Annotated in this window: 19 protein-coding genes and 1 pseudogene; all 20 read right to left on the minus strand. The window is 71.3% G+C overall.

Translation table 11 applies throughout. The features are described from left to right. Nucleotides 1-718: sigma 54-interacting transcriptional regulator (locus QZ772_RS06495; RefSeq protein ID WP_295524137.1), on the minus strand; the 718-nt coding region annotated here is incomplete at its 3' end. Between the two features lie 5 nt (nucleotides 719-723). After that, entirely contained in the window at nucleotides 724-2,820 is a 2,097-nt protein-coding gene (locus QZ772_RS06500; protein ID WP_295524139.1) for a TadG family pilus assembly protein, read from the minus strand. Nucleotides 2,821-2,829: 9 nt separating this feature from the next. Then, complete coding sequence (locus QZ772_RS06505; protein WP_295524141.1) at nucleotides 2,830-3,198, minus strand: TadE/TadG family type IV pilus assembly protein; 369 nt, start codon at nucleotides 3,196-3,198, stop codon at nucleotides 2,830-2,832. A gap of 68 nt (nucleotides 3,199-3,266) precedes the next feature. Beyond that, a complete protein-coding gene (locus QZ772_RS06510) occupies nucleotides 3,267-3,743 on the minus strand; it encodes a TadE/TadG family type IV pilus assembly protein (RefSeq protein WP_295524143.1) in 477 nt (158 codons plus the stop codon). 12 nt (nucleotides 3,744-3,755) lie between these two features. Beyond that, nucleotides 3,756-4,214 (minus strand): DUF3613 domain-containing protein, encoded by a 459-nt coding sequence (locus QZ772_RS06515; protein WP_295524144.1) that lies wholly within the window; start codon nucleotides 4,212-4,214, stop codon nucleotides 3,756-3,758. Further along, a complete protein-coding gene (locus QZ772_RS06520) occupies nucleotides 4,211-5,083 on the minus strand; it encodes a tetratricopeptide repeat protein (RefSeq protein WP_295524145.1) in 873 nt (290 codons plus the stop codon). Before QZ772_RS06520 ends, QZ772_RS06515 begins: the two co-directional genes overlap by 4 nt. A gap of 203 nt (nucleotides 5,084-5,286) precedes the next feature. Further along, entirely contained in the window at nucleotides 5,287-6,243 is a 957-nt protein-coding gene (locus QZ772_RS06525) for a type II secretion system F family protein (protein ID WP_295524146.1), read from the minus strand. Next, a complete protein-coding gene (locus QZ772_RS06530) occupies nucleotides 6,243-7,277 on the minus strand; it encodes a type II secretion system F family protein (RefSeq protein WP_295524148.1) in 1,035 nt (344 codons plus the stop codon). Before QZ772_RS06530 ends, QZ772_RS06525 begins: the two co-directional genes overlap by 1 nt. Beyond that, nucleotides 7,270-8,595 carry a CpaF family protein gene (locus tag QZ772_RS06535; protein WP_295524150.1) on the minus strand — a complete coding sequence of 442 codons (1,326 nt, stop codon included), beginning with the start codon at nucleotides 8,593-8,595 and terminating at the stop codon, nucleotides 7,270-7,272. Before QZ772_RS06535 ends, QZ772_RS06530 begins: the two co-directional genes overlap by 8 nt. Nucleotides 8,596-8,600: 5 nt before the next feature. Next, nucleotides 8,601-9,920 (minus strand): histidine kinase, encoded by a 1,320-nt coding sequence (locus tag QZ772_RS06540; RefSeq protein WP_295524152.1) that lies wholly within the window; start codon nucleotides 9,918-9,920, stop codon nucleotides 8,601-8,603. Between the two features lie 7 nt (nucleotides 9,921-9,927). After that, nucleotides 9,928-11,259, minus strand: coding sequence for a type II and III secretion system protein family protein (locus QZ772_RS06545; RefSeq protein ID WP_295524154.1), 1,332 nt, complete (start codon nucleotides 11,257-11,259; stop codon nucleotides 9,928-9,930). Nucleotides 11,260-11,306: 47 nt separating this feature from the next. Further along, nucleotides 11,307-12,299, minus strand: a complete 993-nt coding sequence (cpaB, locus tag QZ772_RS06550; protein WP_295524155.1) for a Flp pilus assembly protein CpaB — start codon at nucleotides 12,297-12,299, stop codon at nucleotides 11,307-11,309. Nucleotides 12,300-12,354: 55 nt separating this feature from the next. Beyond that, nucleotides 12,355-12,846: a prepilin peptidase gene (locus QZ772_RS06555; protein ID WP_295524157.1), complete on the minus strand. Its 492-nt coding sequence runs from the start codon at nucleotides 12,844-12,846 to the stop codon at nucleotides 12,355-12,357. A gap of 48 nt (nucleotides 12,847-12,894) precedes the next feature. Then, a complete protein-coding gene (locus tag QZ772_RS06560; protein WP_295524159.1) occupies nucleotides 12,895-13,083 on the minus strand; it encodes a Flp family type IVb pilin in 189 nt (62 codons plus the stop codon). Between the two features lie 454 nt (nucleotides 13,084-13,537). Further along, nucleotides 13,538-15,040, minus strand: coding sequence for a L,D-transpeptidase (locus QZ772_RS06565; protein ID WP_295524161.1), 1,503 nt, complete (start codon nucleotides 15,038-15,040; stop codon nucleotides 13,538-13,540). Nucleotides 15,041-15,102: 62 nt separating this feature from the next. Further along, nucleotides 15,103-16,320: a tetratricopeptide repeat protein gene (locus QZ772_RS06570; RefSeq protein WP_295524162.1), complete on the minus strand. Its 1,218-nt coding sequence runs from the start codon at nucleotides 16,318-16,320 to the stop codon at nucleotides 15,103-15,105. A 138-nt stretch (nucleotides 16,321-16,458) separates the two neighbouring features. Then, entirely contained in the window at nucleotides 16,459-16,851 is a 393-nt protein-coding gene (locus QZ772_RS06575) for a hypothetical protein (RefSeq protein WP_295524163.1), read from the minus strand. A 70-nt stretch (nucleotides 16,852-16,921) separates the two neighbouring features. After that, a pseudogene (locus QZ772_RS06580) lies at nucleotides 16,922-17,197 on the minus strand (hypothetical protein); the annotation flags it as partial. A 304-nt stretch (nucleotides 17,198-17,501) separates the two neighbouring features. Continuing rightward, the gene (gene cphA, locus QZ772_RS06585) at nucleotides 17,502-20,081 is read right to left on the minus strand and encodes a cyanophycin synthetase (RefSeq protein WP_295524164.1); all 2,580 of its coding nucleotides are present in this window, start codon (nucleotides 20,079-20,081) and stop codon (nucleotides 17,502-17,504) included. 14 nt (nucleotides 20,082-20,095) lie between these two features. Continuing rightward, nucleotides 20,096-22,345 carry a cyanophycin synthetase gene (gene cphA, locus QZ772_RS06590; protein ID WP_295524166.1) on the minus strand — a complete coding sequence of 750 codons (2,250 nt, stop codon included), beginning with the start codon at nucleotides 22,343-22,345 and terminating at the stop codon, nucleotides 20,096-20,098. Between the last annotated feature and the right edge of the window lie 102 nt (nucleotides 22,346-22,447).

Here is a 22,447-nt window from a genome sequence, read left to right on the forward strand (position 1 = left end):
TCTCGTCCAGGAACAGCGTGCCGCCGGTGGCCTGCTCGAAGTAGCCGCGGTGGGCATGCACGGCCCCGGTGAAGGAGCCCTTGGCATGGCCGAAGAACAGCGACTCGAAGAGGCCGTCCGGAATCGCGCCGCAGTTGACCGCCACGAAGGCACCCTTGCCGTAGGTGGGATGGCCATGGTGCAGCAGCTGCGCCACGCGCTCCTTGCCCACGCCGGTCTCGCCCTGCACCAGCACCGAATGGTCGCTGCCCGCGAAGGTGTCGACCTCGGCCAGCAGCGCCTTCATGGGCTCCGATAGTGCCACCAGTTCGCCTGGCGCCGGCGCCTCGGCGGCGCGGGCGCGCAGCTGGCGCACCAGCTTGGCGACCATGGTGCGCAGTTCGGCGCAGGTGAAGTCGTAGGGCAGGACGTGCAGGTACTCGGGAGGGTAGTTACGCGGGTCACGCTCGCGGGTGCTCGCGCCCACCCAGATCACCGGCATGCCCTGCAGCAGCTCGGTGGCATGCGGCAGGCCGCCGCCATCGATGGCCGTCACGCTCATCACGGCCAGCGACGGGCGCAGCGGCTGCTCGCGCTCGGGCAGGCTCATGAAGCGGTCGTCGGCGCGGATCACCTCCACGTCGAAGCTGGACATGCAGCGCGCCACCCGGTCCAGGATGTCGGCCTTGCCCTCCCACACGTAGAGGTCGAGTTCGTCGAAGGCGGGAGAGACGCTCATGCGATTCAGAACACCAGTTCGGCGCCGCGGCGGCAGCTCAGGCGGGCGCCGACCTCGGTGGTGGCGACGTCGATGCCGAGCGTGTCGAGCAGGAAGTCCAGCAGCGGATCGAGCAGCGGCGACAGCAGGCCGCTGATGACCGTCTGCAGCGAGCCGAGCAGGCCGTTGATCAGGCTCGTGGTGCCGAACAGCAGATTGCCGAGCGTGCCGCTGCTGGTGCTGCGGTAGGGCTGAATGTCGACCTTGGCCAGCGTGTTCGCCAGGCTGCCCACGATGCCGGTGGAGGAGATGGCCTGGTAGGCCGGCGCGGCCGCATCGATCTCGGGCAGGTCGGACGCGGCCGGGGCGGCGTACTGCAGGGTCTGGCTGCTGCCGGCTGCGGTGGTGTCGGCGCGCAGGCCCAGGGCCGATTCCAGGGTGAAGTCCGCCTGCTTGGCATCGGTCACCCAGGCGCTGCCCTTCTTCCAGCGCAGGCCGCTGCACAGCGTGAGCAGGCAGCTGTCCGGCCGCACGGTGCGCCGGCCGAGCTCGAGGATGGAGACAGGCGCCGTCTGCGGAATTTCCGAGGAGGAGAAGAAGGCGTTTTCCGCCGCGGCCGTGGTGGCCCCGAAGCTGCCCACCTGCAGTTCGCCCAGCGCCGTGGACGCGGGCACGGTGAGCGTCTTGGCCTCGCTGCCGGTGCAGCTGTAGTCGCTGACGTACGCTCGCCCGCCGCCCACGCCGAGGCCCAGGTCGATGCGCGGGCTGGGGGCGATGCGCACCGACAGCGCTTCTGCCGACGGGCATGGGCCCAGCAGTGGGCAGAGCAGGCCACCCAGGAAGTTGCCGATGGCCGCCACCAGGTTGAGGTTGAGCACGCCATTGATGAAGCTGGTCAGCGGCGCGATCTGGCCGGTGACCGTGTCCAGCAGCGAATTCACCGTCCCGAGCAGCCCGCCCAGCTCCACCGACACCAGCGTGCGCACCTGGGCCGTGCGAACGAAGATCCGGTCCGCGCCCATCGGATCGAGCCGGGCCAGTGCCGGATTGCCGATGGCCGTGATCTGTGCCGGCTCGACCACCTTGGTCTTGACCGAGACGGTGCCCAGGCCCGGCAGCGACACCGGCACCGAGGCGAACACCGCGCTCTTGCTGTTGGCTGCCTGCACCACCGCCTCGACCAGCTGGAACAGCTGCACCGGCACTTCCAGCCCGGCCGCCGGCGTGCCGCTCTGCACCGAGATCAGTTCGCCCAACTGCATCAGCGGCAGGGCCCCCGCGCCCTGGGCCGCGACCTGGATCGCCCGCAGCGCGGTGATGGCCGCATCGAGCGTGCCGCCGGTGTCGCCACCGGCCTGCAAGGCGGTGATGGCCGCGCCCAGCAGCACGCCCACCGAGGCGTCGGTGCGAAGCAGGGTGTCGTAGTCGCCGGCGGCCACGTTCAGGTCCACCGCCAGCGCATCGAGAAAGCGCAGCAACTGCACATCGGTCTGCAGCAGCCCGTTCCAGCTGCCCACGCCCAGGTCGAGCGAGCCGCCCAGCAGTCCGCCCACCAGCGCGTTGAGCAGCACCGACCGCGACGAGTCCACGGTGAGCAGCGTGCTGCGGATGTTCAGCGCCGCCTGCGGCTGCTGGCGTGCCGCGATGGCTTCGACCGCCAGCGGGGCGGCCGCATTGCCGGGCAGGGCCGGCAGCATCACCGCCGGGGTGCGCTGCAGGGCCACGCGCACGGCGTTGAAGGGCTGCACGCCGGGCTGGAAGCGGCGGCCCGAGGGATCGGTCGCGGTGGCTTCCCAATGGCCGCATTCCACGTCGCCGGCCGCCAGGCTGAACTCGCGCGGCAGGTTGCGCTGGGTGTCCTGCGATCCGCTGCCATTGGCGTTGGAAAGAGCGGCCTGCTGCGCGTTGACGCAGCTGGCCGGCTGCACCTGCTGGGCGCCGGCCAGCGCGGCCAGGTCGGCCGCCTTCTGCAGATCGCGCTTGGTCAGCAGCAGGTAGCCAAGCTCGGTGCCCAGCAGCCCGACGATCAGCACGGCGAGCGCCAGGGTCGCATTGATCACCACCGAGCCGCGCTGGCGCTGCGGGCCGCAACGGTGGGGCAGGCGATGGCGGCGTCGGCCCATGCCGGTTCCTCAGGAGGGCCGTGCCGCGCTGGCACGGGCCTGCAGCACATCGGGGATGAAGCGGTCCGCCAGCGGCAGCAGCGGCAGGATCGCGTTGCTGCGATAGGGAAACCGCACGGTCACCACCACCGGATCGGCCGCCGCGGTGGCGCTGATCTCCAGACCCGTCGCGGTGGACAGCGGCACCGCCAGCGAGCCGCGCACCACCGCCTGGATCTGCGCCTCGCTGGGCGCGTTGTACATGGCCACGGCGCGGGCCCCGTCCTCGGCGGCGCGGGTGATCTGGTGCCGGGTGTAGAACACCGAGCCGAAGGTGGCCAGGCCGTAGAGCACGATGAAGAGCGCGATGAACACCAGTCCGAATTCGATGGCGGCCACGCCACGCTGTTGCGCGCGCGGCGTCCTGCGTGTTGTGCGCACGGCGCGCGCCGTCACCGGACGACGCCTCACATCGACCTCCCGTCGAGCAGCACGCGGGCCTGCGCCCCGACCTCGTCCGGCAACGCGAAGCCTGGGAAGGGCGGCAGCACGTCCTGAAGGCCGGGTGCGTTCACGGTCACCTCGATGCTGCAGCGGTTGGCCAGCTGCGCGTCGCAGCTGCTGCCGTTCTCGTACACGATGCGCGAGGCCACGCTCGGCGTGACCGGCAGCCATCCCGTGGCCTTGCGCGTGGCCTCGGTCTGGGCGGCGGCCTGTCGCGCCGCCAGGGTGGGCTGGTAGCGCAGTGCGGCGCGGGCGCCATCCTCCGCCGCGTTCTGCAGTCCGAAGCGGAAGCCGAACACGATCGCGTAGCAGACGATGGTGTAGACGAGTGCGAAGAACAGCAGGAACACTATCGCGTACTCCAGCGAGTACACGCCGCGCTGCACCGATGCGCTGCGGCGCAGTCGGGGGCGCGTGGGGGGTCGGGCCGGCCGTGGCATGGCGAATGTCGCTCAGCGGCCCAGTCCGGTGGAGGTGCTCGCGCCGGTGGCGCCGGGGCGCACCGACACCGAGGAGCCGTACCGGTCGGGGATCGGGTGATTGAAGCTGCTCAGGTAGCGCTCGTAGCTGCGGTGGGCCACTTCGCCGGGAATGGGGCGCGGGGTCGCCGAGGCCAGCGTGCCGTCCCGCTGCAGCGCCAGCAGGCGTTGCGTGGCCGCCCCGACGGGCAGCGCGGCCTGGTCGGTGGCGGCGGGTGTCTCGGCCGATGCGGTGGCGCCAACGATGCCGGGCGGGGCGGACGTGGCGGGCGCCTGCACGGCGGTGGCGGGCACGGACTGGACCTGTACGGGCATCACCTGGCGGCTCCCGGAGGGGGGCGGGGTGCTGGCTGCCGACGGGGTCTGGGCCCGTGCCGGTGCGAGGGTGACGGTGCCCAGGAGCAGCAGGGAAAGCAGGGTGGTCTTCGTCATGGCGTCCTTCCGGTATCGGGGGCGAGAGGCGCGCCGTCCGCGCCGCGTGCGGCGGCGGTCGCGGTGGCTGTCGCGGTACGGGGCAGGCTGGCGCGGGTGGCGGTGCGCAGCGCCAGGCCGCCGGCGGCGAAGCCGGCCGGCAGGTCCGCAGTGGACACGGCGCTCGCGCCGCTGGCCAGATCGCGTGCCGCCTGGCGGATCGCCTCGCGGCTCGCCGGGGGCAGGCCCTGGGCGTCCATCAGTGCGCTGGCCTGGTCGGCCCGGCCGCTGGCTTGCAGATACAGCGCCAGGTTGGCCTGCACCTGCGGCTGGTCGGGACGCAGCTGGGCTGCCTGCATCAGCGGCACGCGGGCGGCCTCGGTGCGACCGGCGCGCAGCAGGGCATAGCCCAGGTCGCTCAGCAGCAGGCCGTCGGTGGGCGTGCTGCGGCGGGCCTGTTCCATCAGTCGGGCGGCCTCGGCGAAGTCGCCCCGGCCGCCGGCCAGCAGGCCCAGGCCGTGATAACCGGCCGATTCGAGCGGCGTGCCGACGAGGCGCCGGTAGGCCGCTGCACTGGCCGCGTCCTGGCCCGTCTGCCGCAGCGCGTCGGCGCGCAGCCGGGTCGATGCCGGCAGCACGCCGTGCCGGGCCTCCAGCGCATCCACATGCGCCAGCGAGGCGAACCACAGACCGTCCTGCTGCATGCGCTCGATCAGCCGCAGGTAGGTGCCCACGCTGTCGATGGCGCCTGCGCCTTCGCCGGCCGGCACGGCATCGGCGGCAGCCTGTGCGTTTTGCCGCTCGCGCGCCGCGCCGGCGCCCGGATAGTCCGACCGCGGCGTGCTGCCGCAGGCCGAGAGGCCCAGGCAGAGAAGGCTGAGGGCGATCACGGAAATCCTGTGCGTGGGCGACTCCTTTCTCGTGCGGCGACAACAAGCGCCCGCATTGGCCCGTGTCGAAAGGCCGCGGAGCAGGCCACACCAGGGCCCCCCAGGAACTGGCTTTGCCAGGCCTGCGGGTGCGCCCCCCTCCAAGCCGAAGGCGCCGGAGAGGGGGGAGCCGCGAAGCGGCATGGGGGGTGTCATCTGGGATGTCATCTCATACTCCCGACGGAACGGATGATGGCGAGGAAGCCGGGCCCCGCCGTCACCACCAGCAAGGCGGGAAGCAGGGTGGTGACCATGATCACGGTCATCTTCACGGTGATGCGGCCGATGCGCTCCTTCATCTCCATGCGGCGGCGCTCGCGCAGCCGTTCGCTGAAGATACGCAGCGGCTCCTGCACCGCGCCGCCGTGGCGGTCCACCTGCACCAGCAGCATCACCAGGCTGGCCAGGTCCTCGTTGCGATGCAGCGTGCCCAGCCGCTGCAGCGAATGCTCACGGGTGCGGCCCTGGGCGTACTGGCGGTTGGCGATGCCCAGCTCGAAGCCCAGCACCCGCAGCACATGGTGGAAGTCGGTGGCCATGATCTGCAGGCTCTGGTCGAGGCTCAGGCCCACGCCCTGCAGCAGGCGCAGCAGGTCGACGAACAGCGGCAGCTCCTGCGCTACCTGCTCGCGCCGGTCGGCCGCGCGCCGCGCCAACAGCCACTTGGGGCCCATGAAGCCGAGCGTGAAGCCGAAGGCCAGTCCGGCGATGGCCCGCGCGGGCGGCTGGCTGCCCGCCCACGCCATGTAGACCACCACCGGCAGCAGCAGCGCCAGCCCCAGACGCAGCAGCAGAAAGATGAGCTGTGCCCGCACCGCCGGAAAGCCACACTGGTCGATGAGGCGCCGGTCCTCGTCGGCCACCAGGGCCCGGCCCAGCCGCGTGTCCAGCCAGTGCACGGGCAGGTCGCTGACGCCGGGCGCCCCCAGCGGAACATGGGCGCTGGGATCGCCGGCCTGACTCAGGCTGGCGCCGTGGGCAAGGGCACGGTCCAGCGCACGCTCGTGGCGCAGGCGGCGCAGCTCCGCACTGATGAGCGCGGCGCCCAGCACCAGCAGGCCCAGCGCGAGCACGGCCACGCTGAGCGCGGCAAGCAGGGTGGGGCTGAGATGCTGCGGCATCACAGCCTCGCCACCCGGTAGAGCAGGGCCGCGCCCAGCAGCTGCAGGCCGGCGCCGCCGAGGACCATCATGCGGCCGGTGCCGTCGTGCCACATGCGCAGGAAGTAGTCGGGGTTGTTGGTGACGATGAGCCCGCCGACGATCAGCGGCAGCAGGCCCAGGATCCAGGCCGACAGCCGCGTCTCGGCCGACAGCGCGTGCAGCTCCTGGTCGGCCTGCTCGCGGTCGCGGATGAAGTGCGCGAGCCGCTCCAGCAGCAGGTCGGCCCGGCCGCCGTAGCGCACGCCCAGCCCCAGCACGGCGGCCATCAGGTGCAGCTCCTGCACGCGCACGCTGTCGGCCGTCTGCGCCAGGGCGCGGTCCAGGTCGACGCCCGCGCGCACCAGGCCCGCAGTGCGCTCCAGGTACGTCCGCAGGGGCTCGCGTGCGCTCGGAATGGCCAGCTGGAAGGCCGCCTGCGTGGAGTTGCCCACGGTGATGAGCCGCACCATCGCGTCGATGAAGCCGGGCAGCTGGCCCACCAGCCGGCGGCGGAACTTCTGCACCCGCCACCAGAGGCCGAAGGCGGCCAGCGGCAGCAGCACGGCCAATGCGGCGATGACGCCGGGCGCCGCAGCCAGCATGCCCGCCAGCGACACCAGGATCGCCAGCGCCAGCAGGCCCAGGCCGAGTTGCGGCGCCGACAGGGCGCCCTGAAGCCAGGGCGGAATCAGCGCGTCGAAGCGTCCGGTGCCGGCGGCGCTGGACGTGGTGGCAGCGTCGGTGGGGGTGGCCCAGGGGTCGACCAGCGCCCCGTCGGCCGGTGCCGAGGCCGGCGGCATGGCGCCGGCCGGCGTGGACGGCGGCGGCGCTCGCCCGCGTGACGGCGCGCCGGCCTCGGCATCGAGCACGGCCAGTTGCTCGCCCAGGTGACGCACCGTCGCCGCCCGGCTCTGGCGGGTGGCCGCCCACTGCCACAGCAGCAGCCCGCCCGCGGCCAGCATCAGCGCCAGGGCGCCGAGCAGCAGCAGGCCGATGCGGGGTGCGTCAGCCACGGCGTCCCTCCGCGGTGCCCGGTGCGGAACGGGCCATCGTCTGCCGCAGGCGTGCGATCTTGGGCGAGTGCGGCGCGATGCCGAGCGACACCCAGCGGTCGCGCTCCTCGCCATCGGGCCCGACCTGCGGCTCGTAGCGATACAGCTCCTGCATGGCGACCACGTTGTCGTTCACGCCCGTCACTTCCGACAGCGACAGGATGCGCCGCTGCCCGCCCGAGAGCCGGCCGATCTGCACGATGAAGTCGATGGCGCTGGCGATCTGCCGGCGCAGGCTCACCTCGCTGCCCTGGTAGCCGGCAAAGCCGGCCAGCATCTCCAGCCGGTAGATGCATTCGCGCGGCGAGCTCGCATGGATGGTGCCCATCGAGCCGTCGTGGCCGGTGTTCATGGCCTGCAGCATCTCGATCACCTCGGCGCCGCGCACCTCGCCCACGATGATGCGGTCGGGCCGCATGCGCAGGCTGTTGCGCAGCAGGTCGCGGATGGAGACCAGGCCTGCGCCATCGAAGCCGCCCTGGCGGCTTTCGAGCCGAACCACATGGGCATTGGCCAGCGACAGCTCGGCCGTGTCCTCGATCGTGATGACGCGCTCGGTCTCGGGGATGAAGGTGGTCAGCGCATTGAGCAGCGAGGTCTTGCCCGAGCTGGTGCCGCCCGAGACCAGGATGTTGCAGCGCGCCCGCACCGCCATCTCCAGCACCTGTGACATGCCGGCGTCGAAGGTGCCCAGCTTGACCAGCTCGGCCGGCGTGAGCGGGTCCTTGCGGAACTTGCGGATCGACACCGACATGCCGTCCAGCGCCAATGGCTCGATGACGGCATTGATGCGCCCGCCGTCGGGCAGGCGCGCATCGACCATGGGGTTCGACTCGTCCAGCCGCCGGCCCAGCGGCGCCAGGATGCGGCGCACGATGCGCAGCACATGCTCGTCGTCCGAGAAGCGGATCTGCTCGCGCGTGAGGATGCCGCGGCGCGAGACATACACGTTCTTGTGGCCGTTGATCAGCACGTCCTCGACGGCGGGGTCGTTCAGCAGGTCCTCCAGCGGGCCCAGGCCGGCCAGCTCCTTGGTGAGCGCGTCGGCCACCAGCTGGATCTCGCGTTCGTTGATCGGCACGCGCTGCAGCCGCACGAAGCTGTCGAGCTCCAGCTCGACGAACTGCTGGATCGAGGCGCGCGACCAGCGGCCGAATTCGGCGCCCAGCTCCTCGATGCGGGTGAGCAGGTGCTCGTGCGTCCAGTTCTTGATGTCCTGGAACTGCTGGGAGCCGACGAAGGCCTGGTCGTCGTCGGCGAACTGGATGTCGGGGGACATGGCGCTCAACCCTCTTTCTTCCACAGGCTGCCGATCTGCTTGCCCAGGGCGCGCCAGCGGCCCGCGGTCGCGGATGCGGCGCGCGGCGCGTGGACACCCTGGCCGCTGCCGGGCGGCGACTCGCGCAGGCTGCGCGCCATCGCGGCCACCGCCTGGGTGTACGCATCGCTGCGCGCGGTGCGCACCAGCATCTCGCCGCGGCTGGCGGCGGCATTGAGGGCGGCGGCCCGCGCTGGCACCACATGGGCCAGCGGCAGTTCGAGCCGCGCGGCGATCTCGCGCGCCGAGAGCTCCACATGGCTGTCGAACTTGTTGACCACCAGCGCGAAGTCCTTCAGGTCCACGCCCTTGGCCTTGAGGTCCTTGAGCAGCGCCGCGGTGGAGACGATGGCGCCGATGCTCTGGTCGCACACCACCCACACGCGGTCGGCCTCGCGGGCGGTCTGGGCGATGAAGTCCACCGACGAGAAGCCGCCCAGGTCAGCCACCTGCAGGTCGAAGAAGTCGGCCAGCCGGCGGATCAGCTGGGCCGAGTCGGCATGCGAGATCTCGCGCACCTGCGCCAGGCTGGCGGGCAGCGGCAGCAGGGCCACGCCGCTGTCGTGGTGGGCCAGCGCGGTCTGCAGCAGCGTGGGGTCGATGCGGCGCAGGTTGCGCACGCCGTCCACGAAGCTGAACTCGCTGGGCGTGTCCAGGTAGAGCAGGGCGTCGCGCGCCGGCAGGCCCAGGTCGAGCAGGGCGACGCCCCGGCGTTGGGTGGCCGCGGCGTTGCGCGGTGCGGCGCCCGGCGGGCCGCCCAGTTGCTCCTGCAGCAGCAGGGCCAGGCTGGTGGCAAGCGTGGTGGTGCCCACGCCGGCGCGTGCACCCATCAATGCGATCGTGCCGCCGCGCACGGTGCGCTGCGTGGCGGCGCGCCGCTGCATCAGCGCGCGCAGCGTGGCCTGCGCATCCTCGGCGGCGCCGGCCAGATCGATGAAGTCGTCCACACCGGCACGCAGGGCGCCGAGCGTGGCGGCGGGGTCGGTGGCCAGGCCTGCCGCGGCCACGGGCAGCGCGGGCCAGTCCCGGCGCAGGCGCTGCAGCAGGGCGGCCGCGTCCTCGGCTCCGCCGCCGCCGAAGTCGATCAGCACGGCCTGCGGCGCCAGCATGCCGATGCGCTCCTCGATGCCCGCGCCAGTGCGCAGGGGCACCACCACGCCCTGGCCCGCCAGTGTGTCGGTCATCCAGGCCACGCGTGCCGGGTCGGTGCACACGAACACGTAGGTGGCGCTGCCAGCGTCGGGAAAGCGGTCGCGCGGGGCGTTCATGGTGCGCTCGTCGTTCACGAAGGGCTCAGCGCGAGAAGCCGGGCAGGCTCGTGCTGCCGGGCACGTTGCCGGTGAAGATCGAGCGCCACACCGGGCCGTCGCGCTGTTCGTTGGCGCCGGGCAGGTAGGGCGACAGGTCGGTGCCGCGGGCGATGGGCTTGACGAGGTGCGGCGTGACCACGATCACCAGCTCCTTCTCGCTCATCTGGTAGCGGTTCTGCTTGAAGAAGGTGCCCAGCACCGGCAGGTCGCCCAGCAGCGGCACCTTGTCGGCGTTGGAGGTGGTGCTGCGGCTGACCAGGCCGCCGATGATGAAGCTTTCGCCGTCGCCCAGCTCCACCGTGGTGTCGGCGCGCCGGGTGGTGATGGCGGGCACGGGCACGCCGTTGAGGCTCAGCGCGTTGGCATAGTCGAGGTCGCTGGCCTCGGGCGCCACCTTGAGCGCGATGCGGTCGTCGGCCAGCACCGTGGGCGTGAGCGTCAGGCCGATACCAAAGGGCTTGTATTCGATGGAGGTGGTGCCCAGTCCCTGCGGCACCGGAATGGGCAGTTCGCCGCCCGACAGAAAACTGGCGCTCTGCCCCGAAAGGGCCACCAGCGTGGGCTCGGCGAGCACCCGCGCCAGGCCGTTGCCTTCGAGGAAGCCCACGTTGAGGCCGATGCCGGCACGGCCGAAGTTGAACAGAAGGTTGAAGGCCTGCGACAGCGGGTTGTTGGCGTCGGTGGTGAGCGAGCCGTCGTTGTTGTAGGTGGTGCTCTTGAGCGAGGTGGGCGTGAAAACGCCGAAGCTGAAACCGTGCGAGTTGGCCCGCGTGCTGAAGATGTTGAGCCCAGCCTGCTTGAGCACGCTGCGGTTGAACTCCACCACCTTCACGTCGACCTGCACGGTGTGGCTCTTGACCTGGACGCTGGAGCGGTCGGTCAGCGCGGCCTTGTCGGTGAAGGCGGCCAGCGCGGTCTCGCGCGCCTGGCGGTGCTCCGGCAGGCTGTCGCTGCTGCCTTCGAGCACGGCGGTGCGGCGCTGAACTTCGATGGCATAGGTGCGGCCCGCGGGCTTGCCTTTCTCCCACACGATGAGGGAGGTGCCGCCCGCCGCCTTGCCGGTGATCACCAGCCGCGCGGCCGGCGAGCCCGGCGTGCGGCGCGCGACGGTGACGCTGGCCACCGACTCGTCGGCGATGGCGATGCGCTCGACGGCACTGTCGAACACCAGTTCCTTCTGCGTACCCATGGTCAGCACCAGCCGGTCGAGGTCCGCGGTGGGTGTGACGGCCGAGGCCGTCGGCGCCGTGGCGGGTGCAAGCACGGCGAGCACCAGGACGGCGGGGGCGGAGAAGCGGAAGGAGCGCAGGCGCATGGTTGTGGTCGGTGAGGAGCGGGCAGTGGGCGTTTCCATGGCGCAGTTCAATAGCGCACCGTCTCGCGGCGGTCGCCGCGGATCACTTCCACCTCCAGGCCCGAAGGCGCGGGACGGTCGGCTGCCCTCGATGGCGCGGCCGCCACCGGTCGGCGGGCCGTGCGGGCGCCGCCATTGGCCAGGTCCTCCACGGCCAGGCCGGCCTGGGCGCGGTCGATGCCTTCCAGCGGCGCGCGAACCTTGTCACCGCGCGTGGCGGGCAGCGGCTGCAGCGCGGGCGGCAGCTCGGCGAACAGGCGCGGATCGGGCTCGGCCGCATCGGCCGGGTTGCGCAGGGCCAGAAGCAGTCGGCCCGTGGTCTCGCCCAGCACCAGGCGGTTCACGTCGGCCACGGGCACGGCCAGCACGGCCGTGCGGGCGGCCTCGGCGCGCTGGCCACCGGCCGGGACGGTGCTCACGCGGCCATTGCTGCCTTCGGCGCGGCTGGCGTTGCCGTCCACCGAGGCCTGCCCGAAGGCCAGCACGCGCAGCCGGGCCATCAGCAGGCGGGCCTGGCTGCGTTCGATGTCGCGGCCGTCGGCCTTCAGGGTGAAGAACACGTCCACGTAGTCGCCGGGCGTGACGCGATTGCCCACGCCGATCACCTCGTCCACCTTCACGGCCACGGCCCGTTCGCCGTCGGCCAGCTTGAGGGCGAGGCCGGTGCTGAGCTGCGCCTCCAGAACCGGCGTGCCTTCGCCCAGGTCCAGCACCGGCACGCGGCCGGCCACGTCCGCGGGGCTGCGGAAGGCGCCGGCAGGATTGATGGGCAGCTGCGCCAGTTGCAGCGCGTCGGCCGGGATCGGCTGGCCGGCGGGAACGGTCTTGGTCGTCACCACCACGGCATAGGTGGCGGCCGGCGCCGCGGTGGGTACGCTGGCCACGGGCGCTGCGGCCGGGCGGGTGGGCGCCGGGTTGCGGCTCAGCAGCCAGGCGTACACGGCCAGGGCCACGGCCAGCAGCACGAGGAGGACGGCCAGGATCTTGGAAAAGCGCAGCATGGCGGACGGGCAGTTCAGGTCGTGACAAGGGTGGCGCGGCCGGAATGCGACCGGCTCATTGCGGCACCTGCCATGCCAGCCAACCGAAGGCGGCCAGCGCCAGGTAGGCGGCGTAGGGAATGGGCCGCCGGGCAGAAGGCGATGCCGCGCCGTCCGGGTTGCGACCCGACAGTGCCAGCATCAACCGGGGAAAGAAGGGCCAGCGCCGCAGCGCGAGCACGGCCACCGCATGGGCGAAGGCCAGCAGGCTGCCGGCGATGGCGATGGGCAGCAGGGGGGCGAGCCCCAGCCAGAGGCCGAGGACGGCGGCGAACTTCACGTCGCCCGCACCCATCAGGCGCAGCGCGTAGAAAGGCAACAGAACGGCAAATGCGGCCAGCCCGCCCATCAGCGCTGCGGACCCGTCCAGACCGGGCAGCGCGGCACCGACCGCGAGCGACAGCAGGGCACCGACCATGCCGGCCAGCACAAGTGCGTTGGGCACCCTGCGCCAGCGAAGGTCGCAGAACACCGCACCGGCGAGCCACAGCAGGAGGAGGGGCTGCATGGTCGGGTGCGGCGCGAAGCAAGGACATTCCGGACCGTGGCGGGCGTGTCAGCCGGCCGCGCCGGTCGTTGCCACCGTCTTGACGTTGTCGAAGATGGTGCTCAGCGTCTCCTTGACGACGCCGCTGTTGCCGAAGATGGCGACCAGCACCAGGGCCATCAGCCCCGCGATGATCCCGTACTCGATGGCGGTGGCGCCCTCTTCATCACGCAGAAAACGAACGATTGCAGCTTTCATGATTGACCTCGCGAAGTGGTTGCAGAACGACAGGTGCCCGAAGGCGAAGTCATGCTAGGTTCCGGTAACTTCGTGTATCAATACGATGGAAGTATTCACATTTGTTCAATCTTCCGATTGGGTCACGGCCGCTGCTCTCGCCCCACGTTTTTGGACCCATCGGCCAAACGGATGATGGCCGTCTCGCAAGTCGTTGAAAGCAAACGAAATTATTTTCCTGACCAGCACCTGATCTGGATGCACCAAAAAGGTGCACTCCATATTTCGGCAGGTTACGTCCGTGTCACCAAGCGCGTTACGTAACGGCCGCTGTGTCATTTCCCATACAAAACAAGGGAAAACGTGAAAAGGTTCACGTATGCGGAGTAGGGGAATGAGTCGGCCTGAAGGCCAGTCGGCTGGGCGCGGGGCTCAGCGATGAGTTGCCCGGGGCCGTCAGGGCCCGCGCGGGACTTCAGCCCGAGATGTCCTCGTGGAACAGCTTCCAGCTGTCCGGGGTGCGCACCCAGTATTGGCGGCGGGTGCGGCCGGTGCGCTCGCCGGCGACGACCTCGCCGAAGGTGGCGACGACGGTGTCGCGCTTGTCGTGCCACATCAGGACCGAGGTGTCCTTGAGCTGGATGTTGCGGCCTTGGGCCGTGGCCAGTTCCTGGCGCAGCACGTTGTCGATGGGCACCGTGACCGGGCCGCGGCGGCCCGCGCGCTGGTACTCGGTGGCGTAGAAGCTTCGCAGCCGTTCCTCGTTGCCGCCGCTGCGTGCCTGCAGCCAGGCGCTGAGCGCGGTCTCGAAAGGCTCGGCCAGCGTGCGGACCTTGGGCGGGGCCACCCAGTCCAGGCTGCGCGCGATCACCACCGGCGTGGCCCCCACCTGGACCTTGCGCAGGATCTGCTTGAGGTCGGGGTTGGACAGCACCACGCAGCCGTCGCTGGCCTGCGGCGGCCGGGAGAACTGCTCGGGCGGCGTACCGTGCAGCCAGATGCCGCTGCCCGTGCGGCCCAGCATGTTGTCGTACGGGTTCGGATAGTTGATGGGCAGAGCGCCGGCGCCGTAGAAGTCCTTCAGCGTGCGCGGATCCAGGTTGCTGGTCACGTAGTACACGCCCAGGGGCGTGCGGGCGTCGCCTTCGACCAGCTTGTCGGTGCCGGCCTTGCCCACCGAGATGTAGTAGTCGGCCGTCAGTTGCAGTCCGTTGGCCGTGTTCTCCAGCAGGTAGAGCCGCGAACGAGAGGCGTCGACGGCGATGGCGTAGCGGCTGCGCTGCGACAGCGCGAGGAACTGCGAGGGCACCGTGCCCGGAGGCGGCCGGTCGCGCAGCGCCTGCAGCCGGCGCCGGGACTCTTCGTTCAATTCGGTCAGCGCGGGATTGCCCCGCAGCCGCGCCAGGCCTGCCGCATCCGCGAGGGCGGTGTTGGGCGGGATGCGGGTGGCGAGCAGATCACCGTAGACCAGCTGCGCGAGCTGGAAGTTGGGATAGGTCCTGACCAGCACCCGGGCCTTGTCCAGGGCCTGCTGCGTCTCGCCGCGGCCGAAGAGCTGGTAGACCTCGATCAGCTGGGCCTCGGCCGCGCCGCCTGCCTGCAGCACGGGGCCGGCGTCGCTGGGCGCGCTCGGCGCGACGACCTCGTTGGCCGGCTGTACCGTGCCCATGGCGGGAGGATGCGCCACCACGCGGCTGGTGGCAGCGGCCGCTGCGGCCCCGACGGCCGCCGCGGGGACGGCCGCACGCGCCACCGACTTCACGGGCGCACGTTCGGCGCGGCGTGCCGCTGAGCGGGATGGCGCGGCAGCCGCGGTACGCGCGGGTGCCGCACGGGCCGCCTCTTTCTTGGACCGAGCCGAGGGTACCGCCGCCGCTCGTGCGGGCGCCTTGCCGCGGGCCTGTCGCTCCGAGGTGGCGGCCTGCACCGCGAGCGGCACGGACGCCACGACGAGGCCTGCGGCCAGGAGCCAGGCCATGGTGGGCTTCAGGGAGCTGAACCGGTCCGCCAAGGTTCGATGGGCGTTGTGCGTCGACGGCCTCAGCCGCCGACGGTTTCCTTCACGATGCGCCACTTGCCGTGCACACGCTGCATCTCCAACGTCTTGCGGCTGCTGACGTTCAGGCGGTCCGAGCGGTAGCGCTGGCGGAACTTGGCGGTGGCCTTGTCGCCTTGCACATCAACGTTCAGCCCTTCGACCTGCACGGTGATGTTGTTCTTGCTCACGATGCGCGCGCGGCGCTCTTTCTCCCAGGCGGAACGGCTGGCGCCGTCGGCCGGGTCGAAGTTTGGCGCGTAGGCAGCCAGGTAGCCGTCCATGTCCTGCTTGGACCAGGCGCTGGCCCATGCGCTGACGGCGGAACTCACCTCGGCTTGCGCGACGCTGCTGGCGTCGGGCTTGGGCGCGGGTGCCGGCTCGGCCGGCTTGGGCGCAGGCGCGGCGGCGGGCGCGGGGGCCGGGGCTGGCGTCGGCACGACCGCAGGCGCGGGTGCCGGCGTCGTGACCGGTGGCTTCGCAGGGGCAGGAGCGGGCGGCGGGGGCGCCGGCGCGGGTTCGGGCGCCTTGGCCACCACCGTCGGCGCGGGCGCCGGAGCGGGGGGCGCCGGCGGCGCCTTGGCCACGACGGCCGGCGCTGTGGCGGCCGGGGCGGGTGCCGGGACCGGCGCCTTGGCGACCGTCGTGCCACCCTTGCCTGCCAGGAGCGCGGCACTGGGCGTGGTAAAGAGGGTGCGGATCACCGCCAGCTTGGGCTGCACCGCCGCATTGCCCTTGTCGAGCTGCAGCGCCTTGCCATAGGCCTCGCTCGCCAGCCGGGCGTACACGTCGCCCAGGTTTTCATAAGCAGTGGCATAGCTCGAGTTGGTGCGGATCGCCCGTTCCAGCACGCCCCGCGCCTTGTCGAAGTCGCCCTGGCCGGCATAGATAACGGCGAGGTTGTTGTAGGGCTCGGGAAGATTGGGCGCGTCGCGCGTCAGCTGCTCGAAGATGGCAATCGCCTCGGGCCGACGGCCGGCTTCGAGATTGGCCACGCCCTTCAGGAAGCGCATCTGCAGGTCCTGCGGCTTCTCGCGCAGGAACTTGTCCGCCTGGGCAAGGCCCTCGTCGAACTTGCGCTGCTGGATCAGTTGCTCGACGTTGTCGTATTCGTCGGCCCACGCAGTCGCGAAGGGCATGGCGCATGCCAGCGCGACGGCCAGCAGACGCGACGGGATTCGGGAGGCGGATCGAGGCGGCTGGGCGGCTGCGGTCTTGGACATGCGGGCGGGGGCTCTATCGGAACCGGCGGATTGTAGTGTCGCCCTTCCACGCATTGTTTACTTTTATCCACACCTGAGCCCCTTCCGTTTGCCGATGGCAACGTTGGAAGGGGCTTTGGGGCCCGACCCCTCGCCTGCTCAGCGCGGGATGCGGGTCGGCGGCAGGGTGGTCACGGTCTCGCGGATCAGGCCACCGCCGAGCACGCTGCCGTCGATCGTCGTATCGCCCTGGCCGGTCACGCGGGCTTCGCAAGCCGCGCGGTCGACGCTGGTCTGGTGCAACTGACAGCGTGCAAGCGCGTTGTTGCGGTACGTGTCGGCATTGGCGCTGCTCAGATTGCCCTGGCGGGCCGCCTGGGCGGCAGCGCCTGCTTCACGGATGCAGGCCGCACGGTCCTGCTGGATGTGGCCGCACATCGCCCGCTCCTGCGTGTAGGTACCGTTTCCGGCAGCCTGGGCAAAGGGACTCACGAACAGGGCCCCGGTGGCCAGGGCCAGTGCGAAGCCGGTATGGCGAAGCATCTTCTTCATGGCATTACTCCTGAAGGTGGTGGCAGAAAGAAATTGGACGTTGTGCGCATGACGCAGCACTTGTCGGCGATCAGGGGCGGGGCGCGGGCGTCGCCGGCAGCGGGGTCACCGTCTCACGGATGATTCCCCCGCCCATCACGCTGCCCTCCGACGTGGTCGTACCGCCGCCGCCGCGTAGACGCGCCTCGCAGTCGGCGCGGTCGGCGGCTGGCTGGCGCTGGCAACGGGCCAGGGCATTCGCCGCTGCACTCCCTTCGGCGGGAGCGGTCAGTCCGCCACGGCGCGCTTCCTCACGGGCTGCGCCCGCTTCTCGGCGGCAGGCGGCCGGGTCCTGGCGGCTGTCGCAGTCCGGCACCGGCTGAGCAAGGGCCGCCCAGGCCGACACTGCCATCGCAGCGGTGAATCCGCCTCGGAGGGTCACCCGGCCCAAGCGGCTAAGAGAAAAGTTCATGGCACATCCAGTCGCCCGTCACGGGCGTCGTTTTCAATGCCACGGACTATGGGTGCCGCCCTTTCCAGACGCCTGTGGGACGCCGCTGCGCCGCCCCTCGCGCCGACGGCGCCCGTGCCTGTCGGACGGGTCGCACGACATGCCGGCCCGAGACGGCGGCGCCAGGTTCTGGCGCGCTGGACGAATCCGCCTTCTTGGCTCAGTCGACGTCAGCGATGCGCTGCGCCAGATGCGCCAGCGCCTCTTCGACCTGATCGACGAGGATCAGGGACAGGTCGCCCGGCGCCAGCCGCTCCAGTGCCGCGTCGATGGCCAGGAACTCGCCGCGGATCTCTTCCACATGCGCGGTGCGGCGGGCACCCTGCAGGCCCTGGCGCAACAGGGCGATCACCTCGCCGTCGGCCCGGCCACGCTGGGCGGCGTCCTGGTAGAGGATGACGTCGTCGAAGGCCTCGCCCAGGATGGCGGTCTGGTCGCGGATGTCCTCGTCGCGGCGGTCACCTGCGCCACTGATGACCACCGAACGGCGCTTGGCCGGCAGCGTCTCGATGGCCGCCACCAGCGCCTTCATGGCATCGGTGTTGTGGCCATAGTCGGCGATCACCGTCGCGCCCTTGTAGTCCATCACGTTGAAGCGGCCGGGCACGCCGGCGGCGTCGTTCTTGAAGCTGGCCAGGCCGCGGCGGATGGTGTCCCAGTCCAGGCCCACGGCCCAGGCCGCGGCCACGGCAGCCATCACGTTCTCGACCTGGAAGGGCAGGGTGCCGCCACGGGTGATCGGCACGTCGCGCAGCGCGACGCGCTCGCGCCAGGCGCCCTCGGCGGCGATCAGCGTGTCGCGGTCGACATAGACCGTGCGCTTGCCCTGGGCCCGGTGCGTGGCCATGACGGGATGCTGTCGGTCGGCCGCGAAGTAGATGACATGGCCCGGGCAGGCGGCGGCCATCGCCGCCACATGCGGGTCGGCGGCGTTGAGCACGCCCCAGCCGCTGGGTGCCACGTTGCGCACGATCACCCGCTTGACGGCGGCGAGGTCCTCCACCGTGTGGATGTAGTTCATGCCCAGGTGGTCGCCACTGCCCACGTTGGTCACCACGGCGACGGTGCAGCGGTCGAAGCCCAGGCCTTCGCGCAGGATGCCGCCGCGCGCGACTTCGAAGACGGCGGCTTCGACCTCGGGATGCAGCAGCACGTTGCGTGCGCTCTTAGGGCCGCTGCAGTCGCCGCTGTCGGTCTGGCGGCCGTTGACGTAGACGCCATCGGTGTTGGTCATGCCGGTGACCATGCCGCTGGCCGCCAGCAGGTGGTTGATCAGGCGCGTCGTGGTGGTCTTGCCGTTGGTGCCGGTGACCGCGATGACCGGCACGCGGCCGTCGTCACCATCGGCGTAGAGCTGGTCCACGATGGCCTCGCCCACCGGCCGGCCGCGGCCGAAGGAGGGACTGATGTGCATGCGCAGGCCGGGCGCGGCATTGACCTCGACGATGCCGCCGTGCTGCTCCTCCAGCGGGCGGATCACGTTCTCGCAGACCATGTCCACGCCGCAGATGTGCAGGCCCACCATCTGCGCCGCGTCGACCGCGCGGGCGGCGATCTCGGGATGCACGGTGTCGGTCACGTCGGTGGCCGTACCGCCGGTGGAGAGGTTGGCGTTGTTGCGCAGCACCACACGCTGGCCCAGGGCCGGCACGCTGTCGGGCATCAGGCCCTGCGCCTCCAGCCGGCCCAGCGCGATGTCGTCCAGGCGGATCTTGGTGAGCGAGGTCGCATGGCCTTCGCCGCGGCGCGGGTCCTGGTTGACTACGTCGACCAGCTGGCGCACGGTGCTGTGGCCGTCGCCGATCACCTGCGGCGGATCGCGCCGGGCGGCGGCGATCAGCCGGTCGCCCACCACCAGCAGGCGGTAGTCGAAGCCGGGCAGGAACTTCTCGACCAGCACCTCGCCGTAGTGCGCGGCCGAGGCATAGGCGGCGTCGAACTGCGCGCGGGTGGCGATGTTGACCGTCACGCCCTTGCCCTGGTTGCCGTCCTGCGGCTTGGCGACCACGGGCAGGCCGATCTCGAGCGCGGCGGTCCAGCCGTCGTCCGCGCTGGTGACCGGCCGGCCCAGCGGCACGGGCACGCCGGCCGAATGCAGCAGCTGCTTGGTGAGCTCCTTGTCCTGCGCGATCGATTCGGCGATGCCCGAGGTGGCGTCCACTTCGGCGGCCTGGATGCGGCGCTGGCGCACGCCCCAGCCGAACTGCACCAGGCTGCCGGTGGTCAGGCGCTGGTACGGAATGCCGCGCGCCACGGCCGCATCGACGATGGCGCCGGTGCTGGGGCCCAGGCGCTCGTCTTCGTCCAGTTCCCGCAGTTTGGCGATGGCAGCAGCCGAGTCGAAACTGCCGCCTTCGGCCGGATCGAGCGCGGCACGCAGCAGCTGCGTCGCCAGCTCGACGGCGCGTCGGCCCACCGCCTCCTGGGTGTACTGCACCGCCACCAGGAAGATGCCTTCCTCGCGGGCGCGCGTGGTGCGGCCGAAGATCACCTCGCAGCCGGCCTGGGCCTGCAGCGCCACGGCGGCGTTCTCCAGCACGTGGGCGGCGCTCAGGGGCTGGCCCAGCACCACCGGGTGCAGCTCGCCGATGGTGGGGAAGAGGGCGCGCAGCCGCGGCTCGAAGCCGGGGATCTGCTCGACGGCCTGCTCGACGGCGCTGCACGAGACGACCAGCTCGATGCAGGTGTGGCGGCTCCAGAGGTTGGGGCCGCGCAGGGCGCGGGTACGGATGATGTCCATGGGGCGATCTCGTCTCAGGCGAGTTGCAGCGAAGCGGCGGGCTGGCTCTGGTCGAGCTGCAGCGAAGCGGTGGCCAGTTGAAGGTCGGCCTCGAAGGCCTCGATGCCGGCACCGATCAGGTTCAGCGGAATGGCCATGGCCCAGGCGGCGGCCACGGCGGCCAGCACGCTTTCGATGCCGACGCCGGCATGGTGGGCGCTCCAGACCGTCAGGCGGCCCAGGCCGGGAAGGAAGGATTCGCTGGTGCCGTGGGCCAGCACGATGCGGTCCTGCCGCACCGTGACCACCTTGCCGCCCGCAGCCATGTGCGCGGCGAGGGGCGCGGCGTGCGGATCGGCGGCGTACAGGATCACCTCTCCGTCGCACAGCGGCGCCATGCCGGCCACGCGCGCATCGGCGGCGTTGAGCACGGCGGTGCCGTAGTCCAGAACCACGTCGACCTGGGTGCGCAGCACCTTGACCATCTGGTCGCTCTCGGTGATGTCCTCGTGGGCGAGCTGTTCGGCGCCCTCCAGGTCGGTCACGATGCCGATCTCGCAGCGGTCGTAGGGCAGGCCGTCGGCCAGGATGGTGGCGGCGCCGTTCTCGATCACCACCGCCTCGACCTGCCGGTTGACCAGCAAGCGGCGGCCGGCGGCCCAGTGGGCGCTGTCGCGGGTGTCGACGCGGCGGCGGTCCAGAAACAGGCCGTCACGGCAGGCCAGGCCCACATGGCGGCCCGAAAGCCCCACCAGCCAGGCCACCAGGCGGGCCAGCACCGCGTTCTCGCGCGAGCCGGCCACGCCGACCACGGGAATGCGGCCGGGCCGCTCGTCGTCGGATTCGGGGAACAGGTGATCGCAGATGGCGCGGCCCACCGGTCGCGGCGAGCCGACGGCGGGCTTGAGGTGCATCAGCAGGCCGGGGCCGGCGTTGACCTCGACGATGGCGCCGCCCTGCGACTGCAGGGGCCGGCCGACGTCCAGGCAGACCAGGTCGATGCCCGCGATGTCCAGGCCCACGGCACGTGCGGCCAGGGTGGCCGCGTAGGCGACCTCGGGGTGGACCTGGTCGGTGCAGTCCACGCCCAGGTTGCCGTTGCGCTGGATGATGACCTCCTGGCCCGCCTCCGGCACCGATTCGCCCGTCAGGCTCTGGCGCTGCAGTTCCAGCTGCAGCTTCGCATCGGTCGCCAGCACGATGAGGTCGAGCGGGAATTCTTCTTCCGCACCACGGCGCGGATCGCTGTTGAGCTGGCTCTCGATCAGCTCGGCGACGGTGGACCGGCCATCGCCCGTCACGGTGATGATCTCGCCGCGCGCTGCGGCGACCACCTCGCCGCCCACCACCAGCAGGCGGTGCTCCTGGCCACGGATGAAGCGTTCGACCATCACGCCGCTGCCCTCGGGCTCGGCCACGGCGTAGGCGGCCAGCACCTCTTCGCGGGTACGCAGGTCCAGCGAGACGCCACGGCCATGGTTGGCGTCCACCGGCTTGACGGCCACGGGCAGGCCGATGTCCTCGGCGGCCTCCCAGGCCTCTTCGGCGGAAGCGACCTCCTGGCCCTCCGGCACCGGCACGCCGCAGCTGGCCAGCAGCGACTTGGTCAGCTGCTTGTCGCTGGCGATGGATTCGCCGATGGCGCTGGTGTGGTCGGTCTCGGCGGTCCAGATGCGCTGCTGGCGGGCGCCATGGCCCAACTGGACCAGGTTGCCGCTGTTCAGGCGCAGCGAAGGAATGCCGCGGTCGACGGCGGCGGCCACGATGGCCGCGGTGCTCGGCCCCAGGTAGCACTCGTCCACCTTGGCCTTGACGGCGGTGACGGCCTTCTGCACCTCTGCGGCGTCGTAGGCATCGCCGTTGATGGCGGCCATCAGCAGCCGATGGCCTTCATGCAGGGCGGTGCGGGCCACCTGCTCCTCGCGGGCGCGGAACACCATGCGGTAGACGCCGTGCTTGGACGTGCTTCGCGTCTGGCCGAAGCCGGTGGGCATGCCGGCCAGGTTGAGCAGCTCGATCACCACATGCTCCAGCACATGGCCGGCCCAGGTGCCTTCGGTCAACCGCTGCAGGAAGCCACCGCGCTCGCCCACGCCGCAGTGGTGCTCGATCAGGGCCGGCAGCAGGGACGTGAGCCGCTCGGGAAAACCCTCGATCTTGTTGGAGGGAAAGTCTTCCAGCGGGCCCAGGTCCAGCCAGGTCTCCAGCACGGGGCGGTAGGTCCAGACGTTGGGGCCACGCAGGTAGCGGATGCGCAGCAGGCGGATGTCGTCGAAACGGGGCATGGATGCGTTGATAGGCGTTCGATGGAAGCGGGCAGGGGCGCCGTGCGGCGTGCCCGGATCAGTGGAGAGAATCGGCGCCCGACCGGCGCGCGGGTGGGACCT

This window comes from uncultured Pseudacidovorax sp., from assembly GCF_913773995.1.
In the GTDB taxonomy this organism is placed as follows: domain Bacteria; phylum Pseudomonadota; class Gammaproteobacteria; order Burkholderiales; family Burkholderiaceae_C; genus Xenophilus.